This is a genomic window from Thermopirellula anaerolimosa, assembly GCF_054657335.1.
This window is the reverse complement of record NZ_BAAHYX010000006.1, coordinates 438571-457426: the sequence shown is the minus strand read 5'-3', so window position 1 is coordinate 457426 and position 18856 is coordinate 438571. Positions and strand designations below refer to the sequence as shown.

Genomic DNA, 18856 nt, shown 5'->3' with positions numbered 1-18856 from the left:
TCCGACCGCTCTATTGGCGGCGAGGCGACGAGGCAAGGGCCTTGGTGATGTCGATGTAAACGTATTGGCCGCCGTTCTCATCCGCGAGCCGAGCGATAAAATTCCGGTTCGAGCCTGCCGGTCCCAAGCCGAACTCCACCGTGTGGATGATGATGCCCGCCGCCCGACGCCGGATGTCTTCCATTTGCACTTCGCTCAGGCGCGGTTCGTCGGCATCCGTAAGGAAGAATATCACATCGGGACGAAGGCGAATCGCGGTGTTGAGCGCGGCCTCGTGCTCGGTCCCCCCGGCGGCTTGAATGGCCGCGATGAAGCGTTCGGCCCGCGCCTTATTCTCATCGGTTGCAAACGAAAGGCGTCCCGATTGACCGGACGGGCTGAACACCACGGGAACATGATTGTAGAAAACGATCTGGAATTGCTGCGTGGACTGCAAGTCTCGGATGCTCTTCAGAAGTTCCTGTTTGGCGAATTGCAGGGCATTGTTGCCCACTCCGCCCATACTGCCGGAACGGTCGAAGACGTAGACGAATTTGCTCCCCTCGCTGCGAATTCCGAAGAGCGTGGCGCTGCCGCCGCTTCCCGGAGATCGGCCGAATCCGCCCGCGCCGGTGCTGCGTGAGGCATCGCTCAGCGCCCCGTCGCCGGTCTCCTCCGCGGCGCTGGGCCCCAAACCGCCGAGGTGCGATTGCGGAAGGAACTGCTTGGCATCAAAGGCGGGCGAAACCTGCGCAATCTCGGCAAGATTCGGTTGCCCCGTTGAGGTATTCGCCGACGAAGGCGCTGCTTCGCGTACGGATTCCGAGTCGATGAAATAGTCGCGCGGTCCGTCTCGATATTTCAATGCGATGCCGACATCCGCCGCTCGCTCCTCGCTCAATCCGGCGGGTCGCCGGTCGCTGAAAAACCAGGCAAGCACAACAAAAGCCAGCGAATGGAGAAGAAGAGATACCAACCAGGCGGGAATCGCCCAGCGGGGTCCGCTCGGCGAGGCACCGCCCGCGTGACTCGCAGCCTGAAGGATTTGTCCGCGCTGATTGTCGCAACTTGGTGTCACAACGTGTCCCGCCGCCATTGTCGGAGATTCGACGAAAACTCCCCTGAAGGCAATCGTGGGAATGACGCATCCGGTACGACGAAAACAACGCCAATGCCATCCTCTGCGAGCGTCATACCGAGCTGATAATCCGGTTCAACTATCGAGGGCGCCGTCACGCGGCATCTCGGTCGATAAAATAGCGCTATCATGAACCTGGCAACCCGTAACGGAACGCCGAGGCTCTAGCTGTATAATAGAGCAAGATCGCGATTTCGTCGCGTTCAATTCCCCCTTTACGAGGGACAATCGCTATCCCTGATGCGTCTGTCGCGGCAATTGGCCAAACCAACTCGCGATACCGCAATGAATCTTAAGGCAACTCGACGGAAGAAGCCCCGGCACTTCAAAACAAGGGAACGAATTGTAGAGGCGAACATGGATTTGAGGGTTATTCGTTATCCACACCCCACTCTAAGGTATAAGTCGAAGCCCATCCGAAAGGTGGATTCCGAATTTCGGGCCATCGTCCGTCGGATGTTCGAATTGATGTACGAAGAACGAGGGATCGGTTTAGCGGCCAATCAAGTCGATTTGCCCTACCGATTTTTCATCATCAACCTGTCCGGCGACCCAAGCCAAAAGGAGGAGGAATTCGTTTTCATCAACCCTGAGATCGTCTCCAAAAAGGGTAACGAGGAGGACAAGGAAGGCTGTCTCAGCCTGCCGGGCATCTCCGCCGTGGTGCGACGTTCCGCCGAAATCGAGATTTTGGCCTACAATCTCCAGGGCGAAGAGGTCCATGGGCGATTGAAGGGGCTTTTCGCGCGGGCGTTTCAGCACGAATACGACCATTTGGACGGGACGCTTTTCATTGATCGTCTGACTCCGACGCGCCGTTGGGCAGTGGCGGACCAAGTGGACGCGTTAGAAAGCGAGTACTCCGGTCGCGTCATCGCGGGCACGGAACCTAAAGAGGAAGACGTGATGCGGCGACTGGCGGATCTGGAAGCGCTGCGAGTCTAGCGGAGTCCGCCCCCGTCCAATCGTGTGAAATCTTGAGGTACCGTCACTCGCGGCGATTGGGGCTTTCCGCCGATCGGAAGCCCCAATCCGGCCCGATGCGGCGCGGTGGTCGTACGGGGCACCGGCTTTGTCCGGGATGACGGGATCAGTGGGGATCGTTCGGAAAAATCGGCGCACGGCACTTGCAACATTTGGCGAAACAAGGAAACCCGAGTAAACTAGGATTTATGCGGGAGACCATTGCGTCGGAATGACGCAATCCGGTTCGTTTCGACGTTGGGTCGCCAGCGAAATCGTGAATTCTCCCGGGCGATCGTGGTGCCTCCGTAGGTCGAAGGCGGTTCGGCCGAGTACTTGCCTTGAGGGCTAACCGGAATGAAGTATTTGCTGGTTCGGGCATTCTTGGGGATGGTGATCTTGGCCGGCACCTTTTGGGGACATAATGCCGCACTGTCCGCCGCCGAGGATTCCCCTGCGGTCGAGGCGGATCAAACGACCCCCGCCTCTCCCGCCGCACCCGTTGCCGTTACCGCCCCTGTCCCGCCTTCGTCATCTCAAATTGAAGGTACTCCGCGTATCCTGGCACCAGGCGTGCTCGTGACCATCCCGCCCGACGTCCAGGTCGACGAGACGCACAATCGGTCGGACATTGTCGAACTTGTAACACTGGACCCGACATTCGATTGGGCGAAGAACTGCGACTTTCGTCGGACGGTGTACTGCCTCGAATTCAAATTCAAGCTGCCGCGACTAATCGAAGTGGACATGCCGCAGGCAAGCGGTCGGATGCAACGCAAGCCCATCCTATACTTGGTTTACGCCGTGACCAATACGGGAAAGGCCTTGAAGCCGGTCCCCGAGCCCGACGGGACTTATCGCGTGGAAGAGGTCGCGGAAACGGTACGATTCTTGCCGCGATTCACCTTGAAGATATTGGAATCCGGGAAGGAATATCCGGACCGCCCCAATCCCCTTATCGTATCCCAGATTCGACGCCGCGAAGACCCAGCCATTCGATTCTTCGACGGCACGGAAATGAACGAGCGACAAATCGCGGTAGGCGAAACCTACTGGGGAGTCGCCACTTGGGAGGATATCGATCCCTCCCTCGATCGCTTTTCGATTTTTGTTTCGGGCTTGTCGAATGCGTACCGCTGGCAGGATCCTCCGGGTGCCTACAAGGCGGGAGATCCCATCGGCCAAGGTCGCGTCTTTACCCGGAAGTGCCTGCAATTGAATTTCTGGCGCCCGGGCGACGAGTTCATCCTCAAGGAAAGCCAGATTCGTTTCGGAATCCCCGGGCAGGTTGACTACGAGTGGGTTTTCCGCTAAAAATAAGTTTCGCCTGCTTGTTCGGGTAATCCCTGTCGGAGTGGCACGCCTGGCGGTTGCGGAAGACCCGCTGAGCGAGTAGTGCGAAACTCTTGCTGCTTTCCACATGATGTCATCGGAACGCCCGTCCGCACCGGCAGACGATCAGGCGGGATATAGCTCGAGGATGTCGCCATGGCACACAAGAAGGGTCAAGGTTCGAGTCGCAACGGTCGCGATTCCAATCCGCAATATCGCGGCGTGAAGCGTTTCGGCGGTCAGTACGTGACGGCGGGCTCCATTTTGGTTCGCCAGTTGGGAACGAAGTTTCACCCCGGTAAGGGAGTGGGCTTGGGCCGCGACTACACGCTTTTCGCGCTGGTCGATGGTTACGTCACCTTCGATCGTGGCGGTCGCCGAGTACACGTGCTGCCGCAGAACAATTGAAGCGCCGTCGCGGTTCCCAAAAAGCGAACGTGCGTTTCGGCCAAGTGCAATTTGCGGGGATGGTTTTCGGCCGCCCCGTTTTTTCTTGCGCGGTGTCGGCTTCCTGAATTGGTAGGGGAGCCGCTGCTTCGGTTCACCGCAATCATTGTCCGTTTAAGGTATCTCGCGACGACACCGTGTTCCTGGATGAAGTGGAAATCGTCGTGCTGGGAGGCCGCGGAGGCGACGGTTGCGTGAGCTTCCGGCGGGAAAAGTATGTCCCGCGCGGAGGTCCCGACGGCGGAGACGGCGGAGACGGCGGAAGCGTCATCCTTGTCGCCGAAGAAGGCGTCGATCATTTGACGGCCCTAGGGCACCGTCACCACTGGCGAGCCGAGGACGGTCGGCCTGGTCGAGGGGCACTTTGCCACGGGCGATCGGGCAATGATCTTGTTATCCCCGTTCCGCCGGGAACTTTGGTCTTTGATGCTGAGCGACAATTACTGCTCAAGGATCTGCGAGAATCCGGCGATCGTGTCGTTGCCGCTCGCGGAGGAAAGGGCGGCAAAGGAAACGCCGCTTTCAAGTCGGCCACCAACCGCGCACCTCGGCAAAGCACGCCCGGTGAAGACGGGGAAATTCGGCGTCTGCGACTGGAACTCCGCATGTTGGCCGACGTCGGTCTGGTAGGAAAACCCAACGCCGGCAAGAGCACCTTGCTGAGCCGGCTAACAAAAGCGCGACCCGAGATCGCGGCCTACCCTTTCACGACAAAGTACCCGCATTTGGGGAAGGTTATCCTCGACCACGAGCGAAGTTTCGTTTTGGCTGATATTCCCGGACTGATTGAAGGCGCTCATGCCGGTGCCGGCCTGGGACACGAGTTCCTGCGCCACGTGCAACGGGCGGCGGTTCTGCTGCATCTCGTCGAGCCTGAGCCTTACGACGGCAGTGACCCTCTCGACAACTACCACCTAATCCGCAAAGAGATGTTGCAGTTCGACCCCGAATTGGCCAAGCGAGCGGAGGTGGTCGCGGTCACCAAGGCCGATCTGCCGTCCTGTCGCATGGTTTGCGAGAGGCTCGCCTCCCGATTGAATATGGAGGTGACGCCGATTTCCGCGGTAACGGGCGAGAATCTCAACCGATTGGTGCAACGCCTTTGGGACACGCTGCGCCGACAACGCGCCGAGACGACGAATTCATGACCGCATGTCCGCAACTGAGGCCGGGCACATACGATTGGGAATCACGACACTCAGACTCCATGCAACGTTGAGCTGGATCTGATTCCCGCCCGCGGTTCGAATCGGGTCCTGTTACGAGAAAGATCGTTCCATGTTCGTGGCGGTAGACATCGGCAACCATCGCCTCAAATGCGGGATATTCCGCCTACGGGGAGACCGGCCTTCCATGCCGTCGCCCGAAGCGACCTTCGCCTCGCAGCATCCGGCCGAGATCGTGGAATGGGTCTCTCGCACGCTAAACGCCATGGGGGACCACGATCACGAGACTCAGACCGTACCGCCGACATGGTGGATCGCGAGTGTCAACCGTCCGCTTGCCGGTCAACTGCTGGATTGCCTCAGGCAAATGCGTCCCGCCCACGGTCTTGTGCTGTTGAGTGCCGCCGACTTGCCGCTGTCCGTCCGTCTCCCGAATCCCGATCGTGTTGGCATCGATCGCTTGGTCAACGCCGTGGCGGCGGAGCGGATGCGGTGCCCGAGTTGTCCCGCGCTGGTTGTGGATCTGGGTACCGCGATCACCGTGGATACAATTTCCATGGACGGCGCGTTTTTAGGAGGGGCGATCCTCTTGGGCTTGGCCTCCATGGCTCGCGCCCTCCACGAATTTACGGACATGCTGCCGCTCTTGCCGGTCGAAAACCTAGCCGCCCCGAACGCCATTGGTAAGGATACCGAGGCCGCCATGCGTGCCGGGCTTTTCTGGGGCACGCTGGGCGCGATCCGAGAGTTGCTCAACCGGCAGGCCGAGACACTCGGGCAAGCGCCCGACGTCTTCATTACCGGGGGACACGCGGCGATATTCGCCGAGCATCTGGACGGCGCAAGGCACGTCCCCGACCTTACGCTCGCCGGTATCGGCCTGACGGCAATTCATCACGCAAACCAACCGTAAGTCGGCACGGAAACGAGGAATCATCATGAGATATAGCGGAGTGAATGCGCCCTTTTGACGCGGCACATACGTCGAGAATCCGCTGCTTTGATGGGGCGCTCGGTTTCATTTTCGCGACCAGCCATGATTTCGATAGGAGTCGGACAGAGCATGAATTATTCCCCAGGCAACGAGTCGGGATTAATCCGAGAGAAGGTGGCGGGAATACCGATCGCCGATCTGGCGAAAGAGTTCGGCACGCCTCTGTTCGTGTACGATGCCGCCGTCATGCGATCGCGTTTGGCCGAACTGCGTCGGTTCGACGTGGTGCGCTACGCACAAAAGGCTTGCTCCAACCTTGCCGTCGTCGATTTGCTCCGCCGCGAGGGGGCCTTGGTGGACGCCGTCAGTGCGGGCGAGATTCATCGGGCTTTGGCGGCGGGTTACACGCCCTCCGGCGATCCACCGCCGATCGTTTACACAGCCGACATCTTCGATCACGACGCACTGGACCTGGTGCTCGCTCGCGACATCCACGTGAATTGCGGTTCCCGCGATATGATCGAGCAGTACGGAGAACGCGTCTCCGGTCGGGAAATCACGCTTCGAGTCAATCCGGGCTTCGGTCACGGCCACAGTCGCAAGACCAACACCGGAGGCGACCTATCGAAGCACGGTATCTGGCACTCGCAATTGCACGACGCCTTGGTCGAGGCCGAGCACTACGGCTTGAGCGTCACCGGCATTCACATGCACATCGGTTCCGGTACCGATTTGGAACACCTGGCTCAGGTCTGTACCGCGATGGAAAAGGCGGCCTTGGAGGCGGGGCGCAGCGTCCGCTCGATCAGTGCGGGAGGGGGTTTGCCGGTCCCCTACCGTCCCGGCGACACCCGCATTGACCTGGATGCCTATTTCGAACTGTGGCACGCCTCGCGAAGGCGACTGGAAGACGCCTTCGGACACGCAGTGCGATTGGAGATCGAACCGGGGCGATATCTCGTCGCCGAAGCCGGATTCCTCATCTGCGAGATTCGGGCCGTCAAGCATCAAGGCGACAACTTGTTCTATGTAGCGGATGCGGGGTTCAATAATTTGGCCCGACCGATCATGTACGGTGCGTACCACCCCATTTCCCTCGCTCCGCGTGAATCGAATCTTGCCCGCGACGTGGTCGAGGCCGTAGTCGGCGGTCCCCTCTGCGAGTCGGGAGACATCTTCACGCAAGAAGAGGGCGGCATCGTAACCAAGCGACGCCTCCCCGCCGCCGCAGTCGGCGACCACCTGGTCATCGAAATCGCCGGTGCCTATGGCTTCGTCATGGGTTCGAACTACAACTCGAAACCCTATGCCGCCGAAGTTCTCGTGGAGGACGGTGTGCCGAAGTTGGTACGCCGCCGGCAAACATACGCGGAGTTGACGGCCTGGGACGTGCCGCCCAAGCAAGTACGTTGACCTGACCGTGGCACGAAGCTCGCGTTCATCGGCCCGTCGTTCACAAGGGCCGAGAAGGTCGCGTGCCGGATGCCCCGCGACCTGTTTGCGTCGACCCTTTCGCGCCCTACGAAGTCTGAGACTGGCGTTTACCCCGTTGCGTGCGGGTCCGCGTCCTCGTGGGCTTGGGAGACGACCACTCCTTGGTCAATGTTTCGAAGACTTCCGGAGACTCGTAGCGAACGATCCCGGGGGCTTCGGGAATCGGCCCGATGAGGCCGCGAAATACCGGCAATCCGCGAACCGTCAGATCGGTGCAACAGTCGTCGATTCCGACTTGGGAATGCCGTTTGAGAAGGTCCTCCGGGCTGTCGTAATCTCGAATCCGGATCTGACCGTCGGTACCGCGAGTTACCACGCGTATCGTCTGTTTTTTCATGGCGGCGAGTCTCCTTCGCGATGCGACGCCCAAACCGACTTTGGTGAGGCGCTCTCTTGTTCGGAAATCGGCATCTTCGCGATGAGATTCGGCTCTGTTTTCCATCGTCCATACCACGGCTAAATCAGCGACGCCCGGCACTTTCCATCCCATGCGAAGTACCGTGGCGACCGTCAGATCGAATACGCGCCGCCGCGAAATTGACGAGGAAAGCGGTCCGATCAATCGCGCCGGATATGTGGGTTTCGGCGATTGTTATTGCTTGGCCGGGCGGTAACAAAAACCGCAAGACCGCGGGACATACGGAGCGGCGGCGTCCGACCGATTCCACGACGCAGCGACCGATTCTTAATGGTCCTCGCCTATATCGGCATCGCTCACCCGCTGTACGAGGACGCCGTTGTGCTTGGTGTCCGGCAATCCCGTTCCGTAAATGGCCACCACGAGGTCGCCGGACTGAACTAGTTGCTGCTCGACTCCCCACCGAGCGACGAACTCCAGCAGTCGATCGCTTTCGGCCACGGGAGCTTGCGGAAGCGGGATGATTCCCCAGTACAACGCCATGCGCCGGAGGACCGCCGGATTCCCGGAGACTCCCACCGTCGGCATGCTGAAGCGGTGTTTGGAGATTCGGAGCGCGGTCTTGCCGGAATGGGTCGCTACGATCAGCAATTTGGCTTCCACCTCCGCGGCGATGCATCCCGCATGCAAGGCCGTACTTTCGCTGATGGAGGCGTCGCTTCCGCCGGGCACGTCGTGAGCACTCAATTCCCTCACAACTCGGCCCGATGAACGCACGTACTCCTCAGCGGCCAATGCAATCCGGTGCATCATGGCTACCGATTCCAGCGGAAAACGCCCGATCGCGGTCTCTCCCGACAACATGCAAGCGTCCGCCCCGTCGAGTACGGCGTTGGCGACGTCCGTGACCTCCGCCCGTGTCGGCAAAGGCGAATTCTGCATGCTGTCTAGCATTTGAGTGGCGACAATCACGGGCTTTCGGTGCCTGTTGGCGACGTTCACGATTTGCTTTTGAGCCACGGCCAAGCGGGCGATGTCCGTCTCGACACCCAAGTCTCCTCTCGCCACCATCACGCCGTCCGCAGTGCCGATGATTTCGTCCAGGCGGTCGAGAGCCTCAGCCTTTTCGATCTTGGCGATGATATGGGCGTCGGACCCGTGACTCTTGAGATAATCGCGCAATTCGTCGATATCCTCGGCGCTTCGCACAAAACTCAGTCCCACGAAATCAATTCCGTGGAGCGCCGCCCACTCCGCCGCGGCGAAATCCGCATCGTCCATAGCACGGACGCGAAGTTTGGCTCCCGGCACGTGAAGGCCCTGTCGGCTTCGTACCACGCCCGGTTGAACGACGCGGCACTTCACGGCGTCTTTTGACGTGCCGATGACCTGAAGTTCGACCAACCCGTCCGCCAGCAGAACGCGGTCTCCCGCCTCCAAGTCGTCCAGGATCGGGGGGAACGTCGTGGATAGTTCACCCGGTTTCGTCGCCGTCGCGCCTTTGACGAATGGCACCACGTCGTTCAAGTGGCATTCCAAGCTTCCGCCCGATATATCGCCCAATCGAATCTTCGGCCCGGCCAGATCGAGAAGCACCGCCACCGGACGACCAAGCTCAGCTTCAGCTTGCCGCACCGTTTGTAACCGCCTTTGGTGATCGTCGAGCGTGCCGTGCGCGGCGTTGAGGCGAAACACATCCACTCCGGCCCGAATCATGTCGCGCACCATTTCCGGGGTCTCGGACGCCGGGCCGAGGGTTGCCACGATCTTCGTTTGGCTGGGACGAACGGGAAAGCTCACGGAAGGCTCCTCAAGATTCGGCGGTCATGGAAAGCAACAGCGCAAAAAACGACTGCGACTCCACTATGATGACCGTTTTCGAGGCCGATTGCACGTGTATCCCGGTCGTATTAGACTTCAAGAGTTGGGGAGGCCCCCACCAAGATATTTCTTCGTAACCGTCTTCGGACAAAGGGTATCGCAATGCATTCGTCGCAACACAGCAGAAGAGACTTTCTCCGCGTCGGTTCCGCCATCGGTGCCGGAACCGCTTTGCCGCATATGTGGCTCGGGCGATTCGCCTGGGCCGAGTCGCCGAATGAACGGCTTAACGTCGCCTCGATCGGGGTGGGCGGGCGGGGTACCGGAATCGGGCGTCAAGCCGCCTCCTTGGGAAACATGGTGGCGTGCGCGGACGTCCACCGCAAGAACGCGGAAAACTTCGCCAAACCGTACGAAGGCCGTTGCGAGATTTACACCGATTACCGCAAGGTCCTCGACCGCCAAGACGTCGATGCCGTCACCATCGGCACGCCGGACCACTGGCACGTCAAGATCGCGATTGACGCCATGAAGGCCGGCAAGGACGTGTATTGCGAAAAGCCGTTGACGCTCACCATTGAGGAAAGCAAGCTGATCTGCGAGGCGGTGAAGAAAACCGGCAAGGTCTTCCAAGTCGGAACGCAACAACGCAGCGAATTCGACAGTATGTTTCTCAAGGCCGTGGTGATGGCCCGCAGCGGTCGCTTGGGGAATAAACTCCGGGCAGTCAGTTCCGTCGGCCAGGCCACCTCCGGCGGTCCCTTCCCGGTCGGTGAGCCTCCCGAATTCCTCGATTGGGACTTTTGGTTGGGACAGGCGCCGAAGGTTCCGTTCTGTGAAAATAGGATCGGCTGGAACTTCCGATGGTGGTTCGAGTACTCCGGCGGCCAAGTGACCGATTGGGGCGTGCATCACACCGATATCGCGCTTTGGGCCTTGGGAGGGGAAGAAACCGGGCCGATTCAAGTCACGCCCGTCAACTTCGAATTCCCCCTCGGTCGGGAATTGATGCTCGATACCCTGCTGGGAAAACGCCCGTGGCAGGAACTCCCCGTCTCCTACAACGTTGCCAAATCGTTCGAGTGCGACATGCTGCTTCCGAACGGCAACCAAATCAAACTGCTCAGCGGCAAGAACGAACTGATCATCGAAGGCGAACTTGGCAAGATCCGCGTTAATCGCGGCAGTCTCACCGGCGCGCCGATCGAGAACCTTACCGACGCCGAGAAGAAGTGGCTGGACGACGAAGTCCGCAAACTCTACCGCGGCAAAGAACCGGGCAGCCACATGCGTAACTTTTTCGAGTGCGTCAAGGATCGCAGCTTGCCCATTTCGGACGTCTTCACCCACACGAAGTCGGTCAATTCGTGCCACATGGCCAACATCTCCATGTTGCTCAACCGGGTCGTCAAGTGGGACCCCGACAAGTACGAATTCCCCGGCGACGACGAGGCCAACGCTCTGACTCGGCGACCGCAACGGGAACCGTATCAGATCGTCCTTTGAAGCGAGCGATCATCACCGCGTTTGCATCCTCAAGCCGCGCGTGCCGCTACATGATTCAGCGCAATCGGCTCCAGGGTCGTTTACCGCCGTTCAGCTTTACGGCGAGACGGATGAGCGGAGGCGGAAATCCGAGAACGGGCTTTCCGCCATCCGCCTTACGATGCACGGCTTGATTGCAAGCAGGGCATGCCATGGCGACGGAACGTGCTTCGGCATACTGGCGAGACAAGGCGGTTCTCGTAACCGGAGGCTCCAGCGGTCTGGGCTTGGCCATTGCGCAAGCCTTTATCGACTCCCAGGCTCGCGTTGCGATCGTCGGTTTGGAACCGGAGGGCGTCGACGCGGCCGTAGCGACTCTCCGCAGCCGGGCGGCGTCGGATCAGGCGGTCCTTGGGATCGCCGCGGACATCACCTCGGATGATGACGTGGTGCGTGTCGCCAAGGCCGTCCACTCCGCGTTCGGCGAGTTGGATGCCCTCGTCAATAATGCCGGTCGATCCATGCGGGGGGGATTGCTGGACACCACGCCCGATCAATTCCGCCGACTCATGGAATTGAATCTCATCGCACTGGTGCGGGTGACGCGCACGTTTTTGCCGGAGTTGATTCGGCGTCGCGGGCACGTCGTCAACATCGGTTCGTTGGCCTCCAAGGCGGCGGCGCGATTTGTCGGGGCCTATCCCGCCACCAAACACGCCGTAGCCGCCTACTCGCAACAATTGCGATTGGAATTCGGCGAGCAAGGCCTGCATGTGTTGCTTGTGTGTCCCGGTCCCGTGGCGCGACCCGGCGAGCGGCTCTACGCCTTGGAGGGCGCCGACCATGTGCCGGAGTCCGCCAAAAAACCTGGTGCGGGAGTCCGCGTGCGCGCGGTGTCTCCCGAATCGCTGGCCTGGCGCATTCTGGATGCCTGCCAGCGACGACGCCCCGAGATTGTGATTCCCGGCAAAGCTAGGCTGCTATTCGCCCTGAGTCAGCTTTTCCCCAGCCTCGGCGATCGGCTTATTCGTTGGACTACCCGCGGCGACTGACGCTTCGCCCCCCTCTTGATTGTCATCTCGGAATCTGCCACCATAGCGGCGACGTACCGCATTGGCGACGCTGGGATGCTCGGGCCGACCAAACAATCGGCGGTCGACAACGCGACGGAGGGGTTCCCTTCCTATTGCGGCGGTCAGGCCGAGCAAGGATTTTTTTCGATTGGAGGATGACGATGGCTGCGTTTCCCGAAATCTCAAAGATCAAGTTCGAAGGCCCCGACTCGCGAAACCCGCTGGCCTTTCGGCATTACAACGCCGAAGAGTTGGTCGAGGGCAAGCCGATGAAGGACCATTTCCGCTTCAGCGTGGCATTTTGGCACACCATGCGAGGCACGGGAGCGGATCCCTTCGGCCCCGGCACCATGCTGCGCCCCTGGGAAAGCGGCCAAGACACGGTCGAAAACGCGGTCAATCGAATTCGCGTGTTCTTCGAGTTCTGCGAAAAGCTGGGAACGCCTTTCTTCTGTTTCCACGATCGCGACGTCGCTCCCGAAGGCAAGACGCTGTCCGAATCCAATAAGAACTTGGACGCCGTCGTCAAAGTCATTAAGGAAGAGAGCGAACGCACCGGGATCAAGTTGCTGTGGGGCACGGCAAACCTCTTCAGCAATCCGCGCTATATGCACGGCGCCGCCACAAGCTGTAATGCCGATGCCTTCGCCTTCGCCGCGGCGCAAGTGAAGAAGGCCTTGGAGGTCACGAAGGAATTGGGCGGGTCCGGCTACGTGTTCTGGGGCGGACGCGAAGGTTATCAGTCGTGGTGGAACACCGACATGAAGCGGGAGTTGGACCACCTCGGCAGATTCCTTCACATGGCGGTGGATTACGCCAAGGAGATCGGCTTCACGGGCCAATTCTACATCGAACCGAAGCCCAAGGAACCGACGAAGCACCAGTACGACTTCGATGCCGCGGCGTGCATCAATTTTCTGCGAGCGTACGGTCTCGAAAAGCACTTCAAACTCAACATCGAAACGAATCACGCAACCTTGGCGACTCACAACGTCGAACACGAGTTGGAATACGCCGGGATGCAGGGTTTCCTCGGTTCGGTCGATGCCAATACGGGCGACCTGCTGCTCGGATGGGACACCGACCAATTCCCAACCGATGTTTACCTGACCGCCAAGATCATGTTGGTCTTCATGAAATACGGCGGAATCGCCCCGGGCGGCATCAATTTCGACGCCAAGGTGCGACGCGAAAGTTTCGAGCCTGTCGACCTCTTCTATGCCCACATCGGCGGCATGGACTGCTTTGCCAAGGGCCTGAAGATAGCGGCCGCCATGCGAGCGGACGGCGAGATCGAGCGCATGGTCCGGGAGCGTTATGCCTCGTGGGATTCCGGCGTCGGCGCCGAGATCGAGGCCGGCAAGCACGATTTCAAATCTTTGGAGAAGTATATGTTGGAGAAGGGTGATGCCGCCGCTAATAAGAGCGGTCGGCAAGAGCTATTCGAAAACATCGTCAATCGTTACATTTTCTAGGATTCGCCGCCGCGGCGTCCGCGATGACAAGCATATGCCCGGGTAGAGGTCCGGCGACCTTTGCCCGGGCTTTTTTATCCTACGTCCGGACAGCACCAAGGCAATCCGCGATGTTTGTCGGTGATGGGCACTTGCCCGTTTAGTAGTTGAAGCGAATCCCAAGGCCGCGGAGCGCGTCCGCTAAAGCGCGCGTCGCCTCCCATTGATCGGCTCCGCCCGGTTCCACGGCATAATGGAAGGCGTGAAAACCGGCCTGCCGTGCCCCGTCTACATGGGCCGCGATATCGTCGATAAAGAAAATGCGGTCGGGCGGGGTTGCCGCCAATTCCGCAGCGGCACGGTAAACCGTCGAGTCCGGTTTCATGGCGCCGATACGACAACTCAAGGCGTGGAAGCGGAAGCCTTCCAGGATCGAAAACTTCTCATAACAATGCCGCCAATGCGCTTCACAGGTATTGGAAAGAATTCCCAGCGGAATTCGGGCGGCTTGCAATTGGGTCACGATCGGTAGGTTGGCGAGGTTCAGCCAAAAGATGTCGTTGGCGGCTTCGAACAGTCGGTCGCGCGGAGGGTGTTTACCCGTTCGCCGACAATACGTTTCGAAAAACTCCTCTTCGTCAATCCGGCCAAGTTCGTATTCTCTTTGCAAACCTTCTTCGAATAGAACCTCGCGAACATTTTCCGCCGTCACTTCGGTGACCGCAGCCATTTGGCGGCACATGCGCTGCACATCGAAGTGCACGATTACCCGACCGAGATCGAAATAGATGATGTCGATGGCGTTCGAAAGGCCGATGCCTTGCATGCCTGCTCCAAGGTTGGGAAGGTGATGAAACGCGCCGTGTCGAGCAATCTTTGGGGCGCGGAATCCTCACGTGACGACGTAGATTGCGAAAAAGCCCTCGCGTCACCGGGAAACCCCTTTGGTGAGTTGACGACCGGATTTCCTTGCGATACTGTACCGTACATTCGGCCGCGAAAAAAGAGACGGATGCAATCTCACGTCTTGAGCGTCGCCGCTGAAGAACAGCGACGCTAATGCTTTCGGGAATCGGTTTCGGGACGCGTCCGTACCCGCTTACCTAGGGAGGGCCTCAACGTGCAAACGTACCGCTTTTTGACATGGTTGCTCCTCGTCTGTCTGATCGCCTCCTCGGCCCGTGCGCTCGGTGAAAGCTCAGAAACAACTTCATCGGTGGGGTTGGGCGAGTTGGACCTGACGTACGTTTCTCAGGGATGGGGCAAGCCGCAACCCAACAAGAACTGCGTCGAAAAGCCCATAACCATTGCGGGTCGGCAATTCGAGACGGGCTTGGGAACCCATGCCGCGTCCGTCATGCATTTGGAATTGGATGGACGGGTTACGAAGTTTTCCGCGTTGGTGGGAGTCGATGATTCGGCCGGCAAGCGAGGCAGCGTCGTCTTTCGCGTTTATGGTGATGGGCGAGTCCTCTTCGACAGCGGCATCGTTCGGGGCGGTGAAGAGGCAAAACCGTTGGCGATCGATCTGCGAGGGATTCGCCAAATGGTGCTTTACGTCGGATCGGCCGACGACGGCGTAGACTTCGATCATGCAGATTGGGCGGATGCCCGTTTCGCATTCGAGGGCCGACCGCCGCTTCCCGTGGCCGCACCGCGGGAAGATGCGGTCATCCTGACGCCCCCGCCGCCCGCCAAGCCCCTGCTCAACAACGCCGCCGTCTACGGATGCCGACCGGGACGTCCTTTTCTGCATCGCATACCTTGCACAGGCAATCGGCCGATTCACTTCGCCGCAGACGGTCTGCCGCCTTCAATTACGTTGGACGCCGAAAGCGGAATTCTGCGGGGAACGGCGCCGAATCAGCCCGGCGAATACATTCTTGAGATTCACGCCAAGAACGCGTTCGGTGAGGACGCCGGTCGTATGACGATCGTGGTGGGCGAGACGTTAGCACTCACGCCTCCCATGGGCTGGAATAGTTGGTACATCCATTATCACCGCGTATCCGATGCGGATATGCGCGCGGCCGCGGATGCCATGATTAGCTCGGGCATGGCCGATTTCGGCTACGCCTACGTCAACATCGACGATTGCTGGATGGTCAAGCCCGGTTCGCCCGACCCCGTCTTGGGAGGACCGCCGCGGGACGATCAAGGCGCCGTTCGCCCCAACGGCAAGTTCCCCGACATGAAAGCCTTGACGGCCCACATCCACGAGCGGGGACTGAAGGCTGGAATCTACATTTCGCCGGGACCCTTAACGTGCGCCGGATACGTGGGGAGTTATCAACACGAGGAGATCGACGCCCGCAAATTCGCGGAATGGGGCTTCGATTTTTTGAAGTACGACTGGTGTTCTTACGGTCGCGTCTCGCCCGCCAAGGCCCGGGAAGACTTTATGCGCCCCTACGCTTTAATGGGCGGCATTCTCAAGAATCTGGACCGCGATATCGTTTTCAATCTGTGCCAATACGGCATGGACAACGTGTGGGAGTGGGGCGCGGAAGTAGGCGGACATTGCTGGCGGACCACCGGCGACCTCGGATTGGAGGGCGGTCAATTGAGCCGCGGCATCTATCAAGTGGGGCTGAAAAACGCGACCCTATGGGAATATGCCGGTCCCGGTCATTGGAACGATCCCGACTATTTGCTGATCGGTTGGGTCGGCGACGCGCGGACCGGCGGCGAAGGACGCCCGACCTCTCTTACACCCAATGAACAGTACTCGCATATGTCCATGTGGTGCCTGATGGCCGCGCCTCTGATCTTCTCTGGCGACATGACCAAGCTGGACGACTTCACGATCAACATCCTGTGCAATCGAGAGGTCATCGCCGTGGACCAAGACCCGCTTGGCAAGCAGGCCCGCATTGCCCGACGGAGCGAGGACGAACTGATTCTGGTCAAGCCCTTGGCCGATGGATCTCGAGCCTTGGGCTTGTTCAATCTGAGCGAGTTCCCGCGAGAGATGTCTGTGACGTGGGAGGAATTGGGCTTATCGCAAGCGCAGCGGGTGCGCGATCTCTGGCCGCAGACCGAACTCGGGACTCTTGAGACCGGAATCTCTCGCCAGGTCGGGCGACATGGGGTCGCACTGCTTCGACTATGGGACGTCGCCCCGTAGCAGTCGGCAGTTGCCGAACCCTGCCGACCGAACCGAATCTATACCCGGGCTATTTGCCCGCGTCCTCCACGAGCACACGGAACGACAGTACGGCTTTGCCAAGTTTGCCGAATTCGCCGGAGACCCGAACGGCATGAACGGACGCGTCCACATCCTGGGGCGGTTGCAATTCCAGGTAGCCTTCCCAACGCTCGCCGGGTTGTAACTCGGCCGGCATCGACAGTTCAGCCTTCCAACCGTCCGGAACATCAACGGCTACTTCCCCCGCGGCAGGCTCCCCGCCGAAGTGATAGGCGTAAAGCGGTATCTCGGCCCCTTTTGCCGATACTCGATAGGCCGACTGCTTGAGATCGGTCGCGTTTTCCGGCCAAACGGCTTGGAAGACGATGGGGCACGGCCGGCCCGAGGGCCTTTCGGGAGTCGGCGGCGGCAACTGGAGATCACTCGCGGCGTACGGCAATTCGTCAAAAAGAAAGTATTGCGGCGAGGTATTCAATTCCACATCTTGCTTGGGAGTCAACGGGCGTCCCAAATGATCGTAGCTTTCTGTCGGCGTCCCAGGCAGAGAATAAGGGCCAAGCCCTTGATCGCTCCAGGCGACCAATACGATCCTCTCGTGCCCATCGGGCTTTGCGCTGAACCCGTAGATTCGATAGCGCTCGTGCTTCACTCTACCGATCGGTCGGGCATCCGCCAGCAATCGCCCCACCGCCGCTAACGCCACGTAGGCCGGTCGCGGAGTTAGATCGGGCCGAATAATCCCGAATTGCGTCGGTCCCTCCACATAATGCGGCAGAAGAAAATAGAACGTGGCTCGCGATCCCTCGTGGAGAGAACCGGCAAAAACCTTGACCAACCGCCGAGCCTGCTCCTTGAGGTCTTCCTCGGACAACTCCTTCTTGGCCTCATCTCCGCTCCAACGCAGCGGCATGGCGCATTCCGTAACCCACAGAGGCTTTCCGGCCGAGAATTCGCGGAAATCGGCGTACAGCGAAGGATAGGCATCGAAAGCCGCATAGTGGTGCAAATTGAAGGTTTCGAAGTACGGCCAAGTCTCGTTCGCTTGAATCTCTTCGAGTTGAGCACGATTATGCAGTGCGAAAACGTTCATGCATGCCACGGCTTTCGGGTTGCCCGCCTTGATCCCCCAGTAAGCCGCCTTTTGCAGAGACGCCATTTCCGCGCCCGTGTGACCGCCGAAAACCTGGATATCGGCTTCGTTCCAAGGTTCGAAGGCCAAGACCTTGCCCTCCCAGCGGGCGGCAATATGCCGATGGAAGTTGTAGCAGTCTCGCAAATCCAGCGGGAAACGGCGGTGATCGGGATTGGCCCATTCCGGCGAGCTATGGTTGACTTGAAGCACCTTCAAACCGGCACCGCTTTGGGCATCGGCGGATGCGTCATAGCGCGTGTGCCCCGAGAACACGCCGCGTTGCGGTTCGATTTCCCGCCACGCCAGTCGGTCCCGAACCCAATTGACCCCGGCCAGGGCGCAGAGTCCGGCGACATCGGGCATTCTCTCGACCGGATAGAACCAACTCATCGCCACGTCCACGGCTATGGGAGACGTTTCGGGAGTCGGTGCCCGCAAGGCCCTCAAAACAGCCACGGAAACCCAATCATCCGGTGATGTCTCTTGTCTCAGCCGATAGAAGCCGATAGGCAGCGTGCCGAGAGCGGCCTTTTCGTCCGTGGCTTCAACGGATGCGATCACACGGTCGTCGGCATCCAAGACGTGCCACTCACCGTCACCGACCGGCACGATGACGGTCTCACCCTCGAGAAAGACGTTGCCGGGATGGGAGGGCGACGGGACCGGCAATTTGCGTGCGGAATCCGCTCTCGCAGCATTGCCCCAGCCAACTGACAGCATCACGCCTGTTGACAAGACGGCCAAACTTACAAGATGTCCGAGGCGGTTCATAGCATCTTCTCCGAGGATGGGAAAAGCGATTCGGGCTGGTAAGGAAATGCATGGGGTGCCCCCGGCCCAGCGACGTTTGGCAATTCTAACACATTGCAGATGCCTCGCAATCACCGCGCCAAAGTCGGGCAAATCACAGCGACTTCAGGTTGCCCCGCCGG

The 18856-nt window shown here is 59.7% G+C and carries 15 protein-coding genes; 10 read left to right on the top strand and 5 right to left on the bottom strand.

Annotated features, from left to right (window positions below; genetic code table 11):
- Positions 1–10: 10 nt before the first annotated feature.
- Positions 11–1075 (bottom strand): VWA domain-containing protein, encoded by a 1065-nt coding sequence (locus tag ACYQ6J_RS07885; protein ID WP_460183635.1) that lies wholly within the window; start codon positions 1073–1075, stop codon positions 11–13.
- Between the two features lie 399 nt (positions 1076–1474).
- On the opposite strand from ACYQ6J_RS07885, the gene def reads away from it, so the two are divergent.
- The 6 genes from def to lysA all read left to right on the top strand — a co-directional run bounded on the left by def (position 1475) and on the right by lysA (position 7372).
- Complete coding sequence (def, locus tag ACYQ6J_RS07880) at positions 1475–2062, top strand: peptide deformylase (protein WP_460183634.1); 588 nt, start codon at positions 1475–1477, stop codon at positions 2060–2062.
- A gap of 375 nt (positions 2063–2437) precedes the next feature.
- Positions 2438–3394: a hypothetical protein gene (locus ACYQ6J_RS07875; RefSeq protein WP_460183633.1), complete on the top strand. Its 957-nt coding sequence runs from the start codon at positions 2438–2440 to the stop codon at positions 3392–3394.
- A gap of 174 nt (positions 3395–3568) precedes the next feature.
- A complete protein-coding gene (gene rpmA, locus ACYQ6J_RS07870; protein ID WP_460183632.1) occupies positions 3569–3820 on the top strand; it encodes a 50S ribosomal protein L27 in 252 nt (83 codons plus the stop codon).
- A gap of 176 nt (positions 3821–3996) precedes the next feature.
- Positions 3997–5007 carry a GTPase ObgE gene (obgE, locus tag ACYQ6J_RS07865; RefSeq protein WP_460183631.1) on the top strand — a complete coding sequence of 337 codons (1011 nt, stop codon included), beginning with the start codon at positions 3997–3999 and terminating at the stop codon, positions 5005–5007.
- A 130-nt stretch (positions 5008–5137) separates the two neighbouring features.
- Complete coding sequence (locus ACYQ6J_RS07860) at positions 5138–5938, top strand: type III pantothenate kinase (RefSeq protein WP_460183630.1); 801 nt, start codon at positions 5138–5140, stop codon at positions 5936–5938.
- Positions 5939–6088: 150 nt separating this feature from the next.
- Complete coding sequence (gene lysA, locus ACYQ6J_RS07855) at positions 6089–7372, top strand: diaminopimelate decarboxylase (protein WP_460183629.1); 1284 nt, start codon at positions 6089–6091, stop codon at positions 7370–7372.
- 106 nt (positions 7373–7478) lie between these two features.
- On the opposite strand, the gene ACYQ6J_RS07850 is transcribed toward lysA, so the two are convergent.
- Both ACYQ6J_RS07850 and pyk read right to left on the bottom strand, forming a co-directional pair.
- Positions 7479–7790 (bottom strand): hypothetical protein, encoded by a 312-nt coding sequence (locus tag ACYQ6J_RS07850; protein WP_460183628.1) that lies wholly within the window; start codon positions 7788–7790, stop codon positions 7479–7481.
- A gap of 348 nt (positions 7791–8138) precedes the next feature.
- Positions 8139–9611: a pyruvate kinase gene (gene pyk / locus ACYQ6J_RS07845; RefSeq protein WP_460183627.1), complete on the bottom strand. Its 1473-nt coding sequence runs from the start codon at positions 9609–9611 to the stop codon at positions 8139–8141.
- Positions 9612–9794: 183 nt separating this feature from the next.
- Between pyk and ACYQ6J_RS07840 the strand changes: the two genes are divergently transcribed.
- From ACYQ6J_RS07840 to xylA, 3 genes are all read left to right on the top strand, one after another.
- On the top strand, positions 9795–11138 hold the full coding sequence (locus ACYQ6J_RS07840; RefSeq protein WP_460183626.1) for a Gfo/Idh/MocA family oxidoreductase: 1344 nt from the start codon (positions 9795–9797) through the stop codon (positions 11136–11138).
- Between the two features lie 191 nt (positions 11139–11329).
- A complete protein-coding gene (locus ACYQ6J_RS07835; RefSeq protein ID WP_460183625.1) occupies positions 11330–12169 on the top strand; it encodes an SDR family NAD(P)-dependent oxidoreductase in 840 nt (279 codons plus the stop codon).
- A 182-nt stretch (positions 12170–12351) separates the two neighbouring features.
- A complete protein-coding gene (xylA, locus tag ACYQ6J_RS07830) occupies positions 12352–13665 on the top strand; it encodes a xylose isomerase (protein ID WP_460183624.1) in 1314 nt (437 codons plus the stop codon).
- 139 nt (positions 13666–13804) lie between these two features.
- On the opposite strand, the gene ACYQ6J_RS07825 is transcribed toward xylA, so the two are convergent.
- Positions 13805–14470, bottom strand: a complete 666-nt coding sequence (locus tag ACYQ6J_RS07825) for an HAD family hydrolase (protein WP_460183623.1) — start codon at positions 14468–14470, stop codon at positions 13805–13807.
- Between the two features lie 294 nt (positions 14471–14764).
- On the opposite strand from ACYQ6J_RS07825, the gene ACYQ6J_RS07820 reads away from it, so the two are divergent.
- Positions 14765–16771 (top strand): NPCBM/NEW2 domain-containing protein, encoded by a 2007-nt coding sequence (locus ACYQ6J_RS07820; protein ID WP_460183622.1) that lies wholly within the window; start codon positions 14765–14767, stop codon positions 16769–16771.
- Positions 16772–16820: 49 nt separating this feature from the next.
- On the opposite strand, the gene ACYQ6J_RS07815 is transcribed toward ACYQ6J_RS07820, so the two are convergent.
- Positions 16821–18695, bottom strand: a complete 1875-nt coding sequence (locus ACYQ6J_RS07815; RefSeq protein ID WP_460183621.1) for a COG1470 family protein — start codon at positions 18693–18695, stop codon at positions 16821–16823.
- Between the last annotated feature and the right edge of the window lie 161 nt (positions 18696–18856).